Genomic DNA, 19,819 nt, shown 5'->3' with positions numbered 1-19,819 from the left:
TGGCGGGGATGCCGCAAGCTCCCAGCGTGGCGCGTAGTGCTCGAGGAATATCTGCCCCACCAGTTCCCCGCGGCTGCGCACCCCGGTCTTGTCGAAGATCGACTTCATGTGGTCTTGAATTGTGTAGACGGATAACGACATTGCGTGCGCCATCTCCCTTGTCGATCGCCCTTGGACGCACAGCGCAGTGAGATGGCATTCGCGTTGGGACAGTCCGTAGGCCATGGCAATGACGGGCGCGATCTCATGCGGCGTCGCGGGTTGGATGATGACGGCAGTGCGTCCGTCTTCGACGCCGGAAAGCCTGGTCCCGTACAGCAACAGCCAGGCGCCGGATCGCGTGCGTACCCGCGAGCGCGCGGCAAGTTCCAGCGGATCGGTGCCCGGTTCGATCGCCCGCGCCCTGGCCGCGATGGCCTGCACGACCTTCGATTCGAACGGCGTCGACGGCGCCGGGACCTCGACAATTTCGTCGATCCAGCGTTCCGCGGCGGGTGAGACCGATTCCGGGTCGCCCGCGGCGTCGAAGACCACCACGCCGGGGCCGTAGTCCACGGTCGTCACGGCGACCTCGACCTCGTGGAGCATCGAACGTCGCAGACCGGTAGCGAGCGCGGGCGCCAGCGCGGCGATTGCGCGGACGTGCTCGGCGGTGTACCACGGCGCGCCCGCATCGCGCAGGAATGCCGCTGCACCCCAATAGACCCCGTCCGACACCAGGGAGACCCGCAGCTCGTCGCCGATTCCGTACGCCTCGTGCGAACGGTGCCGTGCACTGCGGGACAAATCTCCGTGGGTATCCAGACTGAGTGCACCCGCCAGGCGGCCACTGTGCGCAAGAAACGCCCACTTGTCGACGTCCTCGACCTCGTATTCGTAGTGCGCCAACCAGGATCCGGAACACCCAACGTTCCGGTTCACGCTGCCGGTGAACAGGATGGTGCCCGGGTCGACGGTGTGCCAGCAGCAGCGGTCATGTGGGATCACCGTGCGCAGGGCCTCGCTCATTCGCGCGCTGTACCCCACCCAGTCCAGCTGGTCGGCGACGGCACGCGAGATTTGATCGCGGACGCGTGGCAGCAAGCTCTGCGCCATGTCCGAAGTGTATCGCAGCAGGTTAGGGCTGCCTACCCCAGAAATCTGGGTGAATTCCCCAGGATTCAGGGATATGACGCAGAACCGACAACAACGACGCTGGTTTCATGACGATGACAGCCCATACCTCCGCCGAAACCGACCACGACCTGCCTAACCCGGAGCCGATCATGCAGCTGGCGTCCGGGTTCATGGCCGCCAAACACCTCTTCGCCGCCAGCGAACTCGGTTTGTTCGAGGCGTTGGGCGAGGGCCCCACCGACCTGCGTGGCCTGGCCGCCCGCACCGGGCTTACTGCCCGAGCCACCCGGATCAGCGCCGACGCCATGGTCGCGCTGGGTATGCTCGAACGCCGAGGCGAACAGTACGTCAATACCGAGACGGCGGCCGCGTTCCTCGCCGGCGGATCGCCCGCCGACCTGCGTCCGCTGCTGCGGTTCTGGGACAAGATCAGCTTCCCGGCGTGGGAAGATCTGGCCGACGCACTAGCCCGCGGGCCGAAACACCAGATCTTCGACCTCGAAGCCGCCCTGCAACCCATCGCCTCGATCGGTATCGAGGCGTTTTCGGCCGGCCCCTCGCTCGCCCTGCCGGACACGGTCGATCTGTCCGGCAATCGTCGACTCCTCGACATCGGCGGCGGCACCGGCTCCTGGTCCATCGCGGTGGCGCGCCACTGCCCGCAACTGAGCGCGACCGTGTTCGAGCTGCCGGCGGTTGCCCAGACCGCGCAGGACCGCATCGCGTCGGTCGGGCTGGAGGGGCGAATCGACGTATGCGCCGGCGACGCAGGGGCCGACCCGCTGCCCGCCGGATACGACGCCTTCCTGGTCGCGAACCTGGCGCATTACTGGTCACCGGAGCAGAATCGTGCGCTGCTACACCGCATTCGCGACGTCGCCGCACCCGGCGCCACGCTGCTGATTGCCGAGTTCTGGACCGACCCCACCCACACCCAGCCGGTCGCGGCCGCCCTGATGGCGGGCGAATTCGCGGTCCACCTCGAACACGGCGACGTCTACAGCGTCGACGAAGGCATCGCCTGGCTGCAGGACACTGGCTGGCGCTACCGCGACCATCGCTCGCTCACCGGCACGATGAGCGTCATTGTCGCCGAAACCGCATGAAACAAGACAACACCCAAGGAGCACACGATGAGCGAGCATCAAGTCGCAATCGTCGGTGCCGGCACCTCCGGGGTCGCGGCGGCGGTGGCCCTCGCCGACCGTGGCATCAACCCGTTGCTGATCGACCGAGCCGACCAAGTCGGTTCGTCGTGGCACTCTCGTTATGACCGGCTGCGACTGAACACCGGCAGGCAATTCTCCCATCTGCCGAACCGCCCCTACAAGCAGGGCACACCGACCTTTCCCACGCGGGAACAGGTGATCGAGCATCTCGAGCGGCACGCACGCGCGGACGGGATCGAACTGCGCCTGGGCTGCCCGGTGGAACGGCTCGACCGAACTGACGGGCGCTGGCGGTTGACCACCGCTGCCGGTTCGGTCGACGCTGCCGAGGTGGTGGTCGCGACCGGCTTCGATCATGAGCCCTTCGTCCCGGACTGGCCCGGACGCGGGGACTGGCGGGGTGCACTGGTTCATTCCTCGCAGTACCGGAATCCCTCGCCGTACAACGGGAAACGGGTCCTCGTGGTGGGAGCGGGCTGCTCGGGCATGGAAATTGCCTACGACCTCGCCACCGGAGGCGCGGCAAAGGTCTGGCTTTCGGCTCGCACGCCGCCGAACATCATGCTCCGCCAGGGACCTGGTGGCATACCGGGAGACTTCATCGCAACGCCGCTCTACCATGCCCCGGTCCCTATCGCGGACGCAATCGCTCGGTTCGGCCGGAAGAGGAGCATCGGCGACCTGCGCGAGTTCGGATTACCGATCCCCGACGAGGGGATCTTCGCCCGCAGCGCCCGCCTCGGCGTGGCACCGGCGATCGTCGACAAGGAGCTCATCGCCGCGATCCGAGACAGGTCCATCGAGGTCGTTCGCGGAGTCGAGTCACTCGACGCGGACAGCGTGTGGCTGGTGGACGGGATGCGAATCGACCCGGAGGCGATGGTCTGCGCGACGGGGTTCCGCCAAGAACTCGAAAAGCTGGTCGGGCACCTCGGCGTACTGGACGAGCGAGGTTGGCCGCACGCCACCGGTGAAAAGCCGGCCGCCGAGAGGTTGCGTTTCATCGGGTTCGTGCCCAGGCCGTCGCAGATCGGGTTCGCGGCGAAGCAGGCTCGCCGCGCGGCCCGAGCGATCGCGCGGGAACTGCGGTGAGCGTCGGCGGTAGGATTCTCCCGCCCTGCCCCGGCGCTGGCTTCGCACGGTCTCGAGCGCAGACCAGAACCCTGACCACCGCACCGAATACCACCTGCGGCGGCAAACCTCGCCAGCCTCCCCGGTGCTGTGCGACGTGCGCAGCCGTGTGGCGCTGGGGGGGAACCGCGCAATCCTGAACGGCACCCTGGCCGCACTCGACCGGGGGTGCGGGAACTGGCTGGGCGAGCGGCGCGGGTGCCGTCCCGTCATGGCCCGGTTCGGTGGCCGAGGGCACTGGGACGGGTGCTGTCACCGGGGCCGGTATGGGCACCGCAGGAGCCGCCGCCGCGGGATCCGCCGGAGGATCGGGATCTCAGCAGGTAGGTCACCGGGTGCAGAATTTGCGGGGCCGGGGGGCAGGGGCCTGAGCGGCGTTCTTAGCGTCTACAGTCCTACGCGACGTCCGGTCGGTAGCCGGCTGCGAGGGCGGCGACGGTGGACGGCGGTGTCAGGACCGTGGCGGTGCCGGTCGGCCGATTCGCCGGAGTCCCGTATCCCTCGGCCGACCAGGGGACGACCGTGTCACCCAGCACGACCGCGGGTCCGCCGTCGAGCAGCGCGAAGGCCCCGTCGGGCAACGACGACCACGCGGCCTCGTGTGTGCGCTGGTGGGAACCGGCCAGCCGTTCTCCGTGCAGTCGGGCGTCCATCTGGTCCGCGCCCGGCAGCCCACCCCCGTGGGCCGACTGCCACGCGAGACGAAAGTCGTTGTACCGCTCGCGTCGGCAGAGGGCGCACGGCCGGTGCCCGGCCGCGAGGGCCACCGCCTCGTCGTGGAAGAAGAGGACGGTGTAGTGGCCGTCGCTCCACTGGGCGACGGTGCGGGCCGGGTAGTCGGTGACGCAGATGATCCACCGCTTGCCCGCATGGTTGCGCACGACGGTGTGCCCCCGGTGCAGGCAGCCCCGGTTTCCCATGAACCGGCCGCGGAGTGGAATCGCGACGATCTCGGATCGGGGTGACACGCGATTCCGTTCGGCCATGTGCCGATGGTAGCCAGCCGACCCGCGCGTCAAAACCGGATGAGTACCCCCGTCCGGCGCTAACCTGGGCTCAAGGGTTCCGCTCGGACGGGTGTCCCCGTCCGCCCGCGGTCCCGGTCACAGTTCCTCACGATCTGAGGGCAGGAGGCAGGCAGCATGGACGCCATCACCCAGGTTCCGGTGCCCACCAACGAGCCGGTCCACACGTACGCGCCGGGCAGTCCCGAACGTTCCCGAGTGCAATCGGCACTCACCGACATCGCCACCAATCCCGTCGACATCCCGCACGTGATCGGTGGCAAACACCGGCACGGCGACGGCGAGCGCGTCGACGTCGTGCAACCCCACCGGCACGCCGCCGTGCTCGGCACGCTGCGCAGCGCCACCCACGACGACGCATCGGCGGCGGTCGAGGCGGCCACGGCCGCGGCACCGGACTGGCGGGCGCTCTCGTTCGACGACCGGGCCGCGGTCATCCTGCGCGCCGCCGACCTGCTGTCCGGGCCGTGGCGCGAAACGCTCGCCGCGGCGACGATGCTCGGCCAGTCGAAGTCGGTCCAGCAGGCGGAGATCGACGCGCCGTGCGAGCTGATCGACTTCTGGCGCTTCAACGTTCACTTCGCACGCCAGATCCTCGCCGACCAGCCGATCTCCTCACCCGGGGTGTGGAATCGGCTCGAATACCGTCCGCTCGAGGGGTTCGTCTACGCCATCACGCCGTTCAACTTCAGCGCGATCGCGGGGAACCTGCCGACCGCGCCCGCGTTGATGGGCAACACGGTGATCTGGAAGCCGTCGTCGACGCAGACCGTCGCCGCGTACTGGACCATCAAACTGCTCGAGGCGGCGGGAATGCCGCCGGGCGTGATCAATCTGCTCACCGGCAGCGGGCAGGCGGTCTCGGAAGTGCTGCTGAGCGACCCCCGCCTCGCGGGCATCCACTTCACCGGTTCGACCCGGACGTTCCAGCATCTGTGGAGCGAGGTGGGCGCGAACATCGGGAAGTACGCCGGCTACCCCCGGCTGGTGGGGGAGACCGGCGGCAAGGACTTCGTGGTCGCGCACGCCTCGGCCGACGAGGACGTGCTGCGGACGGCGCTGATCCGCGGCGCGTTCGAATACCAGGGCCAGAAGTGTTCGGCCGCCTCCCGCGCCTACGTCCCGAAGTCGCTGTGGCGGCGGATGCGGGACACGTTCACCGCGGAAGTCGACGCCCTCACCTACGGTGACGTGACGGATCTGGAGAACTTCGGCGGGGCCCTCATCGACCGCCGCGCCTACGACAAGAACGTCGCGGCCATCGAACGCGCCCGCAGCGCTACCGGTCTCGAGATCGCCGTCGGCGGCAAGTACGACGACAGCGTCGGCTACTTCGTCCGCCCCACCGTGCTCCTCGCCGACGACCCGGCCGACGAGGCGATGACCACCGAGTACTTCGGTCCGATCCTGACGGTGCACGTGTACGACGACTCGGCGCCGAACGCGTTCGCCGACGTGCTCGGCAAGGTCGACTCGGCGGCCCCGTACGCGCTGACCGGCGCGGTGATCGCCGACGACCGCCAGGCCGTCGAGCAGGCAACGTCTGCTCTCCGGTTCACCGCCGGCAACTTCTACGTCAACGACAAGCCGACCGGTGCCGTCGTCGGGCAGCAGCCGTTCGGCGGGGCCCGCGCCTCGGGCACGAACGACAAGGCCGGGTCCAAGCTCAACCTGCTGCGGTGGGTGTCGGCCCGCACCGTCAAGGAGACGTTCGTCCCGGCCACCGACTACCGATATCCGCACATGGGGTCGGAATGAAAGCGCCCACCGTTCTGACGAATCCGCTGCGCCCGGCGATCCTCGCGGCCGCCCGGTCGTCCCGCGTCAAACGGGCGGTCACCGGCGCCCCCGTCACCCGGAAACTCGTCGACCGCTTCGTCGCCGGGGAGAACCGGGAGTCGGCGCTCGCATCCGTCCGGGAGATCCTCGATTCGGGCCGGTCGGTGTCGATCGACTTCCTCGGTGAGGACACGCATGATGCGGCGGGAGCCCAGGCGACGGTCGACGAATATCTGACGCTCGTCGCCGATCTCGGTGCGCTACCGGAAGCGGCGGACGGGAGTTCGGGTGTTCGCCGCCTCGAGGTGTCGATGAAACTGTCGGCGCTCGGGCAGGCGCTCGCCGGCGACGGTCGCAGGATCGCCACCGACAACGCCCGCACGATCTGCGCCGCCGCGGAGGCGGCGGGGGTGTGGGTGACCGTGGACGCCGAAGACCACACGACCACCGATTCGACGCTGGCGATCGTGCGCGAACTCCGCAACGACTACCCCTGGCTCGGTGCGGTGGTGCAGTCGTATCTGCGACGCACCGAGGACGACTGCCGCGCCCTCGCCGGCCCCGGGTCGAGGGTCCGGCTCTGCAAGGGGGCGTACCGGGAACCCGAGTCCGAGGCCTTCCAGGACCGCGCTGCCGTGGACGCGTCATATCTGCGTTGCCTGGGGATCCTCATGGACGGGTCCGGGTACCCGATGGTGGCCTCGCACGATCCGGCCGTCATCGACGCGGTCGCCCCGCTGGTCGGGCGCACCGGCCGCGCCGCGGACGCCTACGAGCACCAGATGCTGTTCGGGATCCGGGACGTCGAGCAGCGTCGGCTCGCGAACGAGGACAAGCAGGTTCGGGTGTACGTGCCGTACGGAAGTCAGTGGTACGCGTACTTCATGCGGCGACTGGCCGAGCGTCCCTCGAACCTGCGGTTCTTCCTGCGCTCGGTGGTCACCCGGGACTGACCGGCGCGGTCGCGGATCGGTTCCCGTGGGGGTGCGTCGTTGTAGAGTTTCGCGGTGACGACTTCAGGCGGGGGATGGGCCAGCGCGGTCCTCTTCGCCGTCGTTCTCGTCCTCGCGACGCTGCTCGGTTCGACGCGCATCGGCGAGGTCCGACTCACCCGTCCGCCGCGCACCGCGGTGGTGCTGTGGTTGCTGATCGCCGTGCCGTCGCTGCTGCAGATCGTCGTCCCCGCCATCCTCGACGCCCTCGAGCGTGACCCCACCCAGATCCGGGACCACCAGTGGTGGCGGATCGTCACGTCGGTTGCGGTGCAGGACGGGGGACTGGCCGGAACCGCGGTAAATCTGCTCGTTCTCGCGTGGGTGGCCCCGCTCGCGGTCCGGGTCTGGGGAGGAGTGCGGGCCGTCCTGCTGTTAGTGGCGAGCCAGATCATCTTCGGCCTGTTCACCGCGTTCCTGTTCCCGTCGCCCGGGGCGGGCAACTCGGGTGCCACACTCGCGCTGGCCGCGTCCCTCGCCGGTCTGGTGGTGATGCAGTCCAAGGAGTGGCGAGCACTCGCCGCGAGCGGCGGCATCGTCGTCGCCGGTGTCCTGCTGCTGGTCGTCGACGACGCCCACGGACTGGCTGTTCTCACCGGGGCGCTGCTGGGTGCGGCACTGGCCACCGTCAGTCCGCCACCGGGAGACCCACCGGACCACGTCCGGACCCTGTGAGAAGCTGTCGATGTGCTGCTGCGATCTCTGAATCCTCTGGCCGTCGCCCAGGGCGACGACATTCCCGACGCCATCCGGATCGGCGACGCCACCCTGTCGCGCGGCGACGTGCTCGGTGCGGCGACGTCCGTGGCCGAGCGTGTGGCACGCGCGGATCGGGTCGCGATCCTCGCTACCCCCACCGTCACCACCGTCCTCGCGGTCGTGGGCTGCCTCATCGCCGGTGTGACCGCGGTGCCGGTGCCGCCCGATTCCGGCCCCGCCGAACTCGAGCACATCCTGCGCGATTCCGGTGCGCAGGCGTGGCTCGGCGAGGCGCCCGCGGACACGGCGGGGCTGCCCGTCGTTCCGGTCCGCGTCCACGCCCGGTCGTGGCACAGCTACCCGGAACCGCCCGAGTCGGGCATCGCGTTCGTGCTCTACACGTCCGGCACCACGGGACCCCCCAAGGGAGTCCTGATCAGCAGGAAGGCCATCGCAGCCGGCCTCGACGCCCTCGCCGACGCCTGGCAGTGGACCGGCAACGACACACTGGTGCAGGGACTTCCGCTGTTCCACGTACACGGTCTCATCCTGGGTGTGCTGGGACCGTTGCGTATCGGCAGTCGTCTCGTCCACACGGTCAAGCCCACCCCGGCGGCTTACGCCGCCGCACACGGAACGATGTATTTCGGTGTCCCCACGGTGTGGGGTCGCATCGCCGACGACCCCGAGTCGGCGCGCGCGCTGTCGGGTGCGCGACTGTTGGTGTCGGGCAGCGCCCCGCTACCCGTGCCGGTGTTCGAGAAGTTGCACGAGCTGACCGGGCTCGCACCGATCGAGCGGTACGGCATGAGCGAGACGATGCTCACGCTCAGCACCAGGGCCGACGGCGAGCGTCGCCCGGGGTGGGTCGGTGTGCCGGTCCGCGGCGTCGAAACCCGGCTGCGCGACGAGCGCGGCGGCGACGTCCCCCACGACGGGGAATCCATCGGCGGACTGCAGGTGCGCGGCCCGATGCTTTTCGACGGCTATCTCGGTAAGCCCGACGCGACGGCCGAATCCTTCACGGACGACGGCTTCTTCAAGACCGGCGACGTCGCCGTCATCGACCCGGACGGGTTCCACCGCATCGTCGGCCGCGAATCCACAGACCTCATCAAGTCGGGCGGATTCCGGGTCGGGGCGGGGGAGGTGGAGACGTCTCTCCTCGGCCACCCGAGTGTGCGGGAAGCCGCGGTGGTCGGCCTTCCCGACCCGGATCTCGGGCAGCGGCTCGTGGCCTTCGTGGTGGGGGACGACGTCTCGGAAACCGAGCTGATCGAGCATGTGGCCACCGAACTGTCGGTGCACAAGCGGCCCCGCGAGATCCGCGTCGTCGAGTCGCTTCCGCGGAACGCGATGGGAAAGGTGCAGAAGAAGCAACTGTTCTGAAATCGGTAGGCTGGCGAACGATACCGGCCCGACACGGATTGGCAGGCGCACAGTGAGTGTGGAGAGCATCGTTCAGAGCACCCGAATCGTCCTCGCGTCACGGCCGGACGGTGCGCCGACCGCCGACAACTTCCGGCTCGAGGCGGTAAACCTGCCCGAACCCGCCGACGGTCAGGTGCTGGTCCGCGTCATCTACCTGTCCCTCGACCCGTACATGCGCGGCCGGATGAGTGCGGCGGAGTCCTACGCCGACCCGGTCGAGATCGACGAGGTCATGGTCGGTGGCACCGTCGGGCAGGTGGTCGATTCCCGGCACCCGGATTTCGCAACCGGTGACTACGTTCTCGGATACGCGGGCTGGCAGTCGCACGCCGTGGTCGACGGCAACCAACTCCGCGCACTCGACCGCGACGCTGCGCCGTTGTCGACCGCCGTCGGAGTTCTCGGCATGCCCGGCTTCACCGCGTACGCCGGTCTGTTGAAGATCGGGCAACCGGAGGCAGGCGAGACGGTGGTCGTCGCGGCGGCCAGCGGTCCGGTCGGCTCGGCGGTGGGGCAGATCGCGAAACTGAAGGGCGCCCGGGCCGTCGGGATCGCGGGCGGACCGGAAAAGTGTGCCTACCTGCTGGACGAACTCGGATTCGACGCCGCCGTCGACCACCGGTCCCCGAACTTCGCCGAGGAACTGCGCGCCGCGTGCCCCGACGGCATCGACGTCTACTTCGAGAACGTCGGCGGTGCGGTGGCCGCAGCCGTGCTGCCGCTGCTCAACCTGTATGCGCGAGTTCCCGTGTGCGGCCTGATCGCGCAGTACAACGACACCGAGACGCCCGAGGGGCCGGATCGGCTGCCCGGCTTCTTCACCCGGGTTCTGGTCAAGAGCCTCACGATCCGCGGATTCATCCAGCGCGAGTTCGTCTCCGAGATGTACGCGGACTTCCAGCGAGATGTGTCCGGGTGGATCCGGGAGGGGCGATTCGCCTACCGCGAGGACATCGTCGACGGCCTCGAGAATGCGCCCGCGGCGTTCATCGGTCTGCTCCGGGGCAGCAACTTCGGCAAGCTGGTGGTCCGGGTCGCAGAGGAGAATTGACCGACCGTATTCGCCCTGGACAGGGCGCTGTCGTGATACAACGGTGACAGAAGCGAACCCTCGTTATGTTTGCGTGATGTCGATGGTGCGGGAGTTCGGTGTCATCCACATAGGGGAGTGATCAGATCTATGACGAATCATAGTTCGGGGGCCGGTTCGCAAATCCTCGTCGATGGCAGGCCCGCCTCCGCCCCGCTGCGCGACACTCTGACGGTCGCGCAGAAGCTGGTCCGGCATTTCGCCGACAACGTGACCCCCTGCGGTTCGCTGCCCGGCGAACAACTGCAGAGCGACGTCATGGATTTCACGATCGTCTGCCTCGGTCTCGGTATCCAGATGCTCGACGAGGGCATCAGCCCGACGGACGAGGACCTCGCGGAGGTGCGCAACAGTTCCGCGCGCTGGGCACGCGAGGGGTTCCCGTTGAAGCTCGTGCTCCGGATCCTCCACGAAGGCATCCAGGAGGCCGGCGACCTCGTCGCCTCGAACGCCCGCACGGAAGACCTGCCCGAACTCCTGGTCATCCAGAAGGTGATGTTCACGCTCCTCGAATGCGTGACCGTCGCCGCGACGACCAGCTACGTGGAAGAACTCGAAGCCGTCAACAGCGAACGCGACGGTGCCGCGGTCAACCTCGTCACGGCGCTGCTCAGCGGCCGAAAGGCGGCGACCGCCGCGCGGCACGCGGGTGTGGAGCTGGCCGACGAGTACGTGGTGCTGGGGCTGTCGATTCCGTCGCATCCCACGGAGGCCGTGACCCACCGGCGCAAAGCCGTCGTCGCCCGGCAGAAACTCCGCCGGTTGCAGATCGAGCTGGCGGACGCCGCGGGTGGTGCCGCCCTCTGTTCGCTGAGCCCGGACGGCGGAACACTGTTGCTGCCGGGCTCGCCCGAGCGGGCCTGGATGGTGTCGCTGCTCGACCGCATCGGAGCCGCCGCCGGCGTTCCCCTCACCGCGACAGCGACGCGGGTCCGCACCGCCGGTATCCCCGCCGCCGCGGACCAGGTCCACGAACTCCTCGACCTCGCCCACCAGCTGGCGCTGGAACCGGGCCTCTACGAGATGGACGATCTGGCGCTCGAATACCAGCTCACCAGGCCCGGGCCCGGCCGGACCCACCTGGCGCGGCTTCTCGAACCGTTGCAGGGCTCACCCGAACTGATCGAGACGCTCGAGGTGCACATCGGCCACGATCTCAACCGGCAGCGCACCGCGAAACAGATGCACCTTCACACCAATACGGTGGACTACCGTCTCAAGCGGGTGGCGCAGCTGACGGGCTGCGATCCGACCCGCCCGTCCGGGCTGCGGCAGATCCAGGCCGCGCTCGTCGCCCGCCGGCTCGAGGTCGCGCAACCCGATCGCTGACGTCACCCTGTTTCGGCCGCCCGCCACTGGCGCAGCGTCGTACCCTGCACCGTTCGCTACGATGTGGGCCGGATCATATTCGGTCCGGGTGTGTCGGTGGTCGTCTCGTGACCGAAATGTTAGGGAGGCAGGCGATGGCCGGAGGGCGTCATTCGAGCGCGGGGCAGGAACGCGGTGGTCGCTCGCCCGGGTTCTACGCGGTGTGCGCCGCTGTCGTGCTGGGGCTCGTGGCCTCCGTGGTCGTCGTCGTTCACGCGGTGCGCTCCTGGGCCGACGACTGCGATCAGGTCACCGACTACACCCTCGCCGCCGACCCGAGCATCGTGCCCGCCCTGAGCAGCATTCTCGGCGAAGCGAAGGACACCGACCTGGGCTGCGCGAACGTCGCCGTCAGCGCCGCGACGTCCGGCGACGTCGCGGGACGACTCGGCAAGGGAACCGACGCCCCGGACCTCTGGATCCCCGACACCGGCGCCTGGGTGGGCAAGGCGGCGCTCACCGCGGCCGGTCCGGTCGAGGTGATGACGGGGTCGATCGCATCCTCGCCCGTTGTCCTGGCCTCCCGCGAGGAGGACGTCCCCACGTCGCCGACGTGGCTCGCCGCCCTCCAGATCAAGGACATCCAGCTGGGCAACCCCCTCGTGACCGGGGTCGCGCAGGCACCGATCAACGCGGCACTCGCCGAGGGTCAGGCCGACCCCGTGTCCGCGGGGACGGTGCGGGCCGCGCTGGTCCCGCTCGCGCAGGAGGAGAGTGCACGTACCGCGGACGAGCCCATCGGCGAGGAGATGCTGCAGGGAGTCGTCGACAACGGCGGAGTCGCCGTGGCCACCGAACAGTCCGTGCTCGAATTCTCCGATGGCGACGGCGACGGCGCGCGCACGCTCACCGCGACGGTGCCCCCGACGGGCAGCAATTTCATGAACTTCCCGCTCGTGGTCACCTCGCCCGCCCCCGACCGGCACTACAGGGCCACCCAGGTGGCACGTGCCGTCGCCGCTGTTCTGGGCGGTGAGGAGGCCCGTGCGGTACTCGCGGAGAACGGATTCCGCGGACCCGACGGAAGCCCGCCGGCCGACGGCCGCGGCGTCGGGAGGATCACCAAGCTCGGGCTCGAGGACGAGTCGGCGCTACAGGACGCCCTCGGCGGGTGGGCGTTGATGGCGTTGCCCATCCGCACACTCGTCGCGATCGACGTGTCAGGGTCGATGGAGACACCCGCAGGCAGCCGGTCGCGCATGGACCTCACAGTCGATGCGGCGCTCGCCGGCAATGCGATGTTCCCGGACAGCGTGTCCGCCGGCCTGTGGGCGTTCTCGCAGGGGCTCGGTGGGGGACCGCAGGACTACAAGGAGATGGTCCCGATCCGCCGCTACGACACGGTGGTCGACGGCCTCACACAGCGCCAGCTGATGGCGCAGCAGGCGGGGAAGGTCGACGGGCTGATCGGCGGCGGTACCGGCCTGTACGACACGACGCTCGCCGCGTTCCGGACGGTGCAGGAGACGTACGACCCGCGCGCCGTGAACAGTGTGATCATCCTGACCGACGGTGCCAACGAGGATCCGGACTCCATCACGAAGGAACAGCTTCTGAGCATCCTGCAGCGCGAGATGGATCCCGCCCGGCCCGTCATCATCGTGACGATCGGCATCACCGGCGACGCCGATGCGGCCACACTCGCCGAGATCTCGCGGGTCTCCGGAGGGTCGAGCTACGTCGCGAAGGATCCCGCCGACATCGCCAACGTGTTCGTCAACGCGCTGGCGGCGCGCGGTCGCAGCTAGCGGAATACTGTTCCGGCGCACTAGCCATCCATCGGTCGACAGTGCTTGGGTGAAAGGGGGGAGTCGGACCCATTCGAGGAGCTCGTCATGGCCAAGCCGTTCAGAGGTGTCGTCAATCTCGATATTCGGGACTCGATCCCGGATTGGGGTCCCTACGAGCAGCCGAAGGCGCCGCCCGGTTCGCCGAACATCCTCTACATCGTGCTCGACGACGTCGGTTTCGGAGCGATGGGCTGCTACGGCGGGCCGATCGAGACCCCGAACATCGACCGGATCGCCGCAAACGGTCTGCGGTACGGGCAGTGGCACACCACCGCCCTGTGTTCCCCGACGCGATCCTGCCTGCTGACGGGGCGTAACCACACCACCAACGGGATGGCCTGCATCAGTGAGTGTGCTGTCGGATTCCCCGGTGGGAACGGGCACATCCCTCCCGAGTGCGCCACCCTCGCCGAGATCCTGGTCGAGCAGGGCTTTTCCACCGCGATGGTCGGCAAGTGGCACCTGTGCGCCGAGGACGAGATGAACCTGGCGTCGACGAAACGGAACTGGCCGGTCGGCCGCGGCTTCGAACGGTTCTACGGCTTCCTCGGCGCGGAGACGAACCAGTGGTATCCGGATCTCGTGCACGACAACCATCCCGTCGAGCAGCCCGCCACCCCGGAGCAGGGCTACCACTTCAGCGTCGACATCACCGACCACGCGCTCGACTACCTCGGCGACGTCAAGGCGATTGCCCCGGACCGGCCGGTGTTCCTGTACTACGCACCCGGCTGCGCGCATGCCCCGCACCACGTGCCCCAGGAGTGGGCCGACCGCTACCGCGGCAGGTTCGACGACGGATACGAAGCGATGCGCGAGCGGACCCTGACCCGGCAGAAGGAGATGGGCCTCGTACCTCCGGACACCGAATTGCCGCCGCTCAACCCGATCGGCACCCCCGACACCCGCACCGGACCCGACGGCAAGCCGTTCCCACCGCTGGACTTCACCCGCCCCTGGGACACCCTGTCCGACGACGAAAAACGGCTTTTCGCGCGGATGGCGGAGGTGTACGCCGGTTTCCTCTCTCATTGCGATGACCAGATCGGCCGACTGCTGGCCTACCTCGAGGAGATGGAGCAGCTCGACAACACCATCATCGTGGTGGTCTCGGACAACGGTGCCAGCGGCGAGGGCGGCCCGAACGGGTCGGTCAACGAGAACAAGATCGCCAACAGCGTGCCGGACGATCTCGCCGAGAATCTGGCCAAGCTGGACCAGCTCGGCGGCACCGAGACCTACAACCACTACCCGAACGGGTGGGCGATGGCCTTCAACACCCCGTTCAAGATGTGGAAACGCTACTCGTTCAACGGCGGCACCAGCGATCCGTGCATTTTGTCGTGGCCGGCCGGGATCGAGGCCCGCGGCGAGACCCGCGACCAGTACCACCACGCCATCGACATCGTGCCGACTCTGCTCGACTGCCTCGGTGTCGAACTCCCCGAGACGGTGAAGGGGTACACCCAGCACCCGATCCAGGGCGTGAGTATGCGCTACAGCTTCGACGCCGCCACCATCCCCACCGCCAAGCACACCCAGTTCTATTCGATGCTCGGCGGGCGGGGCATCTGGCACGACGGCTGGAAGGCCGTCACCACCCACCCGACACTGAGCGGGTGGAGCCGTTTCCCGGAGGACACCTGGGAGCTGTACCACACCCAGGTGGACCGCGCCGAACTCCACGACCTCGCCGCCGAGGAACCCGGCCGACTCGCCGAGCTCGTCGGGCTGTGGTTCCACGAGGCCGGCGCGAACCAGGCGTTGCCGCTCGACGACCGCTCGCCCGTCGAACTCCTCACCACCCCACGCCCGCAGCTCGCGCCCCCGCGCAACCGCTACGTCTACCGGCCCGGCGGCGCGGAGGTACCGGAGGCGGTGGCGGTCAACCTCCGTAACCGCTCCTACTCGATCGGGGCACTCGTCGACCTCTCCGAACCCGGTGCCTCGGGGGTGCTGTTCTCGCACGGCGGCCGGTTCGGTGGGCACGCGCTGTACGTCAAGGACAACCGGCTGCACTACGTGTACAACTTCCTCGGGAGCGATCAGCAGAAGATCGATGCGACGGAGGATTTGCCAACCGGGGAGAACCTCATCCTGGCCGCGTCGTTCGAGAAGGACGGTGAGGACCCGCCCGGGACCGCCCACGGGGTCCTGAGCCTGTACTACGGCGACCGCAAGGTCGGCGAGGGCCGAATCCGAACGCAGCCCGGCAAATTCGGCATCGGCGGTGGTGAGGGTCTCAATGCCGGCCGGGACAGCGGCGAACCCGTCACCGACGACTACCCGGGTTCGTCGCCGTGGGCCTTCACCGGTGGGGCGTTGAACCGAATCGCGATCGACGTCAGCGGCGAACCGTTCGTCGACCTCGAACGCGAAGCCGCGGCCATGCTCTCTCGCGAGTGAGCGGAAGCGCCGTGACAGAACCTCTTCCGAGCTGGCGTGAGGGTGACGGCAAGACCGCGATCCTGGGATTCGTCGGGCGGGTGACGGCGCAGGACGTCCCGGTGGAGGATCGGATCGCGGTCTTCGACAACGACGGCACACTGTGGTGTGAGAAGCCGATGCCCATTCAGCTCGACTTCATCCTGCGCCGTCTCGTCGTCATGGCCGAGCACGATGAGGATCTTCGCACCCGCCAGCCCTGGCAGGCCGCCTACACGCAGGACTACGGCTGGTTGAACGACGTCATCACGCGGCACTACAACGGCGACGACAGCGGCGTGAGAGAACTCGCCGCCGGTGTGCTGACCGGTTTCGCCGACGTGACCGTGGAGGAGTTCGAGGCCGGGGCGGACCAGTTCCTGCGCACCGCCCGGCATCCGACCCTCGACCGGAACTACCTGGCGTGCAGTTACGCACCGATGGTGGAGTTGCTCGACTACCTGGCCGTCAACGGGTTCCGCAACTACATCGTGTCCGGCGGTGGCCGCGATTTCATGCGGCCGATCAGTCACGACGTGTACGGCATTCCGCGGCAGCGGGTCATCGGCAGCGGGGTGTCACTGGCCTGGCAGCACGACGGCAGCAGCGGCGCGATCGTCCGCAGAGCCGAGGCGGACGTCCTCGACGACGGCCCCGAGAAGCCGGTGCAGATCTGGAACCGGATCGGCAGGCGACCCCTGCTGGCGGCGGGAAACAGCAACGGCGACATCCCGATGCTGCAATTCGCGGAGGCACCGGACCGGCCGTCGCTGCGGTTACTGCTGCGCCATGACGACGCCGCCCGCGAGTTCGACTACGTCGCGGGCGCCGAGGAGGCGCTCGAACTGGCCGGCACCCACGACTGGACCGTCGTCAGTATCGAAAACGACTGGGCAACGGTGTTCCCGCCGCAACTCGAATAGTCCGAGGAATCCTCGTGGGTTCGCCGCGAATCGGGGAATCGACGCCTAGCGTGATGCATGGAACGACCGGGCCTCGACTGCGAACACCCTCCCGAAGAGGAACACTCCCATGGACACTGTCAGGTTCTTCGAACTCGCAACGGAAGTGTTCGAAGTGCTCGGTGTCCTCGCGATGGTTGTCGGGTTCCTCTTCGCCTTCTTCCTCGCGGTCCGCGCGTGGAGGCGGACCGGGGACGGTGCTCAGGCGTTCAAGACCCTGCGGGAGTCGCTGGGAGGCGCGATCCTGCTCGGCCTGGAATTGCTCGTCGCGGCAGACATCGTCAAGACGGTCACCTCGACACCGTCGCTGACCGACGCCGCCGTCCTGGGAGTGATCGTGCTGATCCGCACCGTGCTGAGCCTGTCCATCGAGATCGAAATCGACGGTGTCGCACCGTGGCGGAAGGCGTTCGTGACCGGACCGCAGGTGCTCGCCCATGCGGCGCGCTCGTCCGCGGGACAGGAGCCGAGTTCGGGCCGGTGAGTCGCCGGCCCGAACCGGTCACACCGTCTGCGACCGCTTGCGCAGCCGGGTGTTGAGCACACCGAGCGCCGCGATGACGAGGAACAGGACGCACGTCGAGATCAGCTGGGTGCGGGCATCGGAGTCGAAGAGCATGAGCACGACGAAACCGCCGAGCATTGCGAGCGTGAGGTAGCTGAGCCACGGGAACAACCACATCCGCACGGTCAGCTTGCCCTCGCGTTCGAGCCGCGGGCGCAGCCGCAGATGCGAGACGACGATGAAGATCCAGATGACCAGGAGCGCCGAGCCGACGGCGTTCAGGAGAAGTCCCAGGAGGTCGTCGGGCAGCCACCAGTTGAGCAGGACGCTGACGAAACCGAAGAACACCGACAGCAGCACCGCGTTGAGGGGCACCCCGGAATTCGAGATCCGGGCCATGAACGCGGGACCGTCGCCGCGCCGGGACAGTGAGTACGCCATCCGCGACGTGCCGTAGATGTTGGCATTGAACGCCGACAACAACGCGACCACGACCACCAGTTCCATGAACCCGGCCACGTACGGGATGTGCGCCTGGTTGAGGACGGCCACGAACGGTCCGCTCTTCAGGTCCGAGGAATCCCAGGGAAGGACGAGGACCATGATCGAGATCGAGCCGAGGTAGAAGACGCTGATACGCCAGACGACGCTGCGCACCGCCACGGCGATGGAGCGTTCGGGGTCCTCGGATTCGGCGGCGGCGATGGTCACGATCTCGATGCCGCCGAACGCGAACGCCACGACCAGCAGTCCCGCGGCGACCCCGGCGAAGCCCTCGGGCATGAAGCCGCCGTGGCCGAAGAGGTTGGTGGTGCCCACCGGTTCGGTGTCCGGCAGCAGGCCGAACACCAGCAGCACGCCGATCACCAGGAACGCGATGATGACGGTCACCTTGATGGCCGCGAACCAGAACTCGAACTCACCGAAGTTGCTGACCTTCGCGAGGTTGACCGCCGCGAAGAAGATCACGAACACGAGGGCGACGACCCACTGCGGAACACCCGGTAGCCAGCCGCTCACGATGCCGGAGGCGCCGGTGATCTCGGCGCCGAGCACCATGATCAGCATGAACCAGTAGAGCCAGCCCATCACGAATCCGGCCCATTCGCCGATGCCGATCCGCGCGTAGTGCGAGAAGGATCCGCTGGCGGGGATCGCCGCTCCCATCTCGCCGAGCATGCGCATCACGAAGACGACGATGATGCCGGCGAGCAGGTAGGAGACGAGGACGGCGGGACCGGCGGTCGCGATACCGACACCGGTGCCGAGGAACAGTCCGGCACCGATCGCGGAACCGAGGCCCATCATCGTGAGGTGACGGACCTTCAGGCCCCGGCCCAGGGTGCTGGTCGAGTCGGTCATGGTGTCGGGTGTTCGCGTACCGCTCACCGGGTCAGTCGTTTGCGTGCAGAGCGGCGTTCAATTCCACGCCGGTGCCCTTCCACGGCACGACCTCGACGGCTCCCGACACGGAGTTGCGACGGAACAGCAGGTTGGACTGGCCGTTGAGTTCCTTGGCCTTCACGACGGTGCCGTCCGGCCCGGTGACCTTGGTGCCCGCGGTCACGTACAGGCCGGCCTCGAGGACGCAGTCGTCGCCGAGCGAGATGCCCAGACCGGCGTTGGCGCCGAGCAGGCAGCGCTTGCCGACGGAGACGGTCTCCTTGCCGCCACCGGACAGGGTGCCCATGATCGAGGCGCCGCCGCCCACGTCGGATCCGTCATCGACGATCACGCCCGCGGAGATACGGCCTTCGACCATGGAGTTGCCGAGCGTGCCGGCGTTGAAGTTGACGAAGCCCTCGTGCATCACGGTGGTGCCGCTGGCCAGGTGGGCGCCGAGGCGCACGCGGTCGGCGTCGGCGATGCGGACGCCGGACGGGACGACGTAGTCGACCATGCGCGGGAACTTGTCGACACCGAACACGGTGACCACACCGCGGATGCGCAGACGCGACCGCACCTTCTCGAAGCCCTCGACCGCGCAGGGGCCGAAGTTGGTCCACACCACGTTGGACAGCAAGCCGAACAGACAGTCGAGGTTGACGCCGTGCGGGGTCACGAGGCGATGCGAGAGGAGGTGAAGGCGCAGGTAGGCGTCGTGCGCGTCGGCCGGCGGCGCGGACAGGTCGGCGATGGTGGTGCGCACCACGACCTGGTCGATCTCACGCGCCTCGTCAGGTCCGGCGAGAAGTGCCAGATCGGAGGGGATGTCGCCACCCTCGATCCGCACGGTGCCCGCGCTGTCGAAGTTTCCCAGCTCGGGCGCCGGGAACCAGGTGTCGAGGACCGTGCCGCCGACGGTCACGTTGGCGATGCCTACTGCTGATGCTCCCTG

Annotated in this window: 16 protein-coding genes; 12 read left to right on the top strand and 4 right to left on the bottom strand. The window is 68.3% G+C overall.

Annotated elements, in window-relative coordinates:
* The coding region (locus ACNJ7E_RS36280; RefSeq protein WP_418342128.1) for a helix-turn-helix transcriptional regulator at window positions 1-1,095 on the bottom strand (1,095 nt) is incomplete at its 3' end.
* Window positions 1,096-1,202: 107 nt separating this feature from the next.
* On the opposite strand from ACNJ7E_RS36280, the gene ACNJ7E_RS36275 reads away from it, so the two are divergent.
* Together ACNJ7E_RS36275 and ACNJ7E_RS36270 are read left to right on the top strand one after the other, a co-directional pair.
* Window positions 1,203-2,222, top strand: a complete 1,020-nt coding sequence (locus tag ACNJ7E_RS36275; RefSeq protein WP_418342127.1) for a methyltransferase — start codon at window positions 1,203-1,205, stop codon at window positions 2,220-2,222.
* 27 nt (window positions 2,223-2,249) lie between these two features.
* Entirely contained in the window at window positions 2,250-3,377 is a 1,128-nt protein-coding gene (locus ACNJ7E_RS36270; RefSeq protein ID WP_072950264.1) for a flavin-containing monooxygenase, read from the top strand.
* 434 nt (window positions 3,378-3,811) lie between these two features.
* Here ACNJ7E_RS36270 and ACNJ7E_RS36265 read toward each other — a convergent pair whose 3' ends face one another.
* Window positions 3,812-4,402, bottom strand: coding sequence for a hypothetical protein (locus ACNJ7E_RS36265; protein WP_280785109.1), 591 nt, complete (start codon window positions 4,400-4,402; stop codon window positions 3,812-3,814).
* A gap of 156 nt (window positions 4,403-4,558) precedes the next feature.
* Between ACNJ7E_RS36265 and pruA the strand changes: the two genes are divergently transcribed.
* The 10 genes from pruA (at window position 4,559) to ACNJ7E_RS36215 (ending at window position 17,460) form a co-directional block, all read left to right on the top strand.
* Complete coding sequence (gene pruA, locus ACNJ7E_RS36260) at window positions 4,559-6,199, top strand: L-glutamate gamma-semialdehyde dehydrogenase (RefSeq protein ID WP_280785110.1); 1,641 nt, start codon at window positions 4,559-4,561, stop codon at window positions 6,197-6,199.
* Window positions 6,196-7,173: a proline dehydrogenase family protein gene (locus ACNJ7E_RS36255; RefSeq protein WP_280785111.1), complete on the top strand. Its 978-nt coding sequence runs from the start codon at window positions 6,196-6,198 to the stop codon at window positions 7,171-7,173. Before pruA ends, ACNJ7E_RS36255 begins: the two co-directional genes overlap by 4 nt.
* A 54-nt stretch (window positions 7,174-7,227) precedes the next feature.
* A complete protein-coding gene (locus tag ACNJ7E_RS36250) occupies window positions 7,228-7,887 on the top strand; it encodes a rhomboid family intramembrane serine protease (protein ID WP_280785112.1) in 660 nt (219 codons plus the stop codon).
* 12 nt (window positions 7,888-7,899) lie between these two features.
* On the top strand, window positions 7,900-9,300 hold the full coding sequence (locus ACNJ7E_RS36245; RefSeq protein WP_280785113.1) for an acyl-CoA synthetase: 1,401 nt from the start codon (window positions 7,900-7,902) through the stop codon (window positions 9,298-9,300).
* Window positions 9,301-9,352: 52 nt separating this feature from the next.
* Window positions 9,353-10,393, top strand: coding sequence for an NADP-dependent oxidoreductase (locus ACNJ7E_RS36240; RefSeq protein WP_280785114.1), 1,041 nt, complete (start codon window positions 9,353-9,355; stop codon window positions 10,391-10,393).
* A 129-nt stretch (window positions 10,394-10,522) separates the two neighbouring features.
* Window positions 10,523-11,761: a PucR family transcriptional regulator gene (locus tag ACNJ7E_RS36235; RefSeq protein ID WP_280785115.1), complete on the top strand. Its 1,239-nt coding sequence runs from the start codon at window positions 10,523-10,525 to the stop codon at window positions 11,759-11,761.
* Between the two features lie 134 nt (window positions 11,762-11,895).
* Window positions 11,896-13,548, top strand: coding sequence for a substrate-binding domain-containing protein (locus ACNJ7E_RS36230; RefSeq protein ID WP_418342126.1), 1,653 nt, complete (start codon window positions 11,896-11,898; stop codon window positions 13,546-13,548).
* Window positions 13,549-13,635: 87 nt separating this feature from the next.
* A complete protein-coding gene (locus tag ACNJ7E_RS36225; RefSeq protein WP_418342125.1) occupies window positions 13,636-15,996 on the top strand; it encodes an arylsulfatase in 2,361 nt (786 codons plus the stop codon).
* 11 nt (window positions 15,997-16,007) lie between these two features.
* Window positions 16,008-16,937, top strand: a complete 930-nt coding sequence (locus tag ACNJ7E_RS36220) for an HAD family hydrolase (protein WP_280785118.1) — start codon at window positions 16,008-16,010, stop codon at window positions 16,935-16,937.
* Window positions 16,938-17,046: 109 nt separating this feature from the next.
* Window positions 17,047-17,460: a DUF1622 domain-containing protein gene (locus ACNJ7E_RS36215; RefSeq protein WP_011598031.1), complete on the top strand. Its 414-nt coding sequence runs from the start codon at window positions 17,047-17,049 to the stop codon at window positions 17,458-17,460.
* A gap of 18 nt (window positions 17,461-17,478) precedes the next feature.
* Here ACNJ7E_RS36215 and ACNJ7E_RS36210 read toward each other — a convergent pair whose 3' ends face one another.
* Together ACNJ7E_RS36210 and dapD are read right to left on the bottom strand one after the other, a co-directional pair.
* On the bottom strand, window positions 17,479-18,843 hold the full coding sequence (locus tag ACNJ7E_RS36210; RefSeq protein ID WP_280785119.1) for an amino acid permease: 1,365 nt from the start codon (window positions 18,841-18,843) through the stop codon (window positions 17,479-17,481).
* A 31-nt stretch (window positions 18,844-18,874) separates the two neighbouring features.
* Window positions 18,875-19,819: 2,3,4,5-tetrahydropyridine-2,6-dicarboxylate N-succinyltransferase (gene dapD / locus ACNJ7E_RS36205; RefSeq protein WP_418342124.1), on the bottom strand; the 945-nt coding region annotated here is incomplete at its 5' end.

The sequence above is a fragment of the Rhodococcus mengyinensis genome (genome assembly GCF_048381435.1).
Taxonomy (GTDB): domain Bacteria; phylum Actinomycetota; class Actinomycetes; order Mycobacteriales; family Mycobacteriaceae; genus Rhodococcus_F; species Rhodococcus_F opacus_D.
This window is presented reverse-complemented; position numbering and strand designations above follow the sequence as displayed.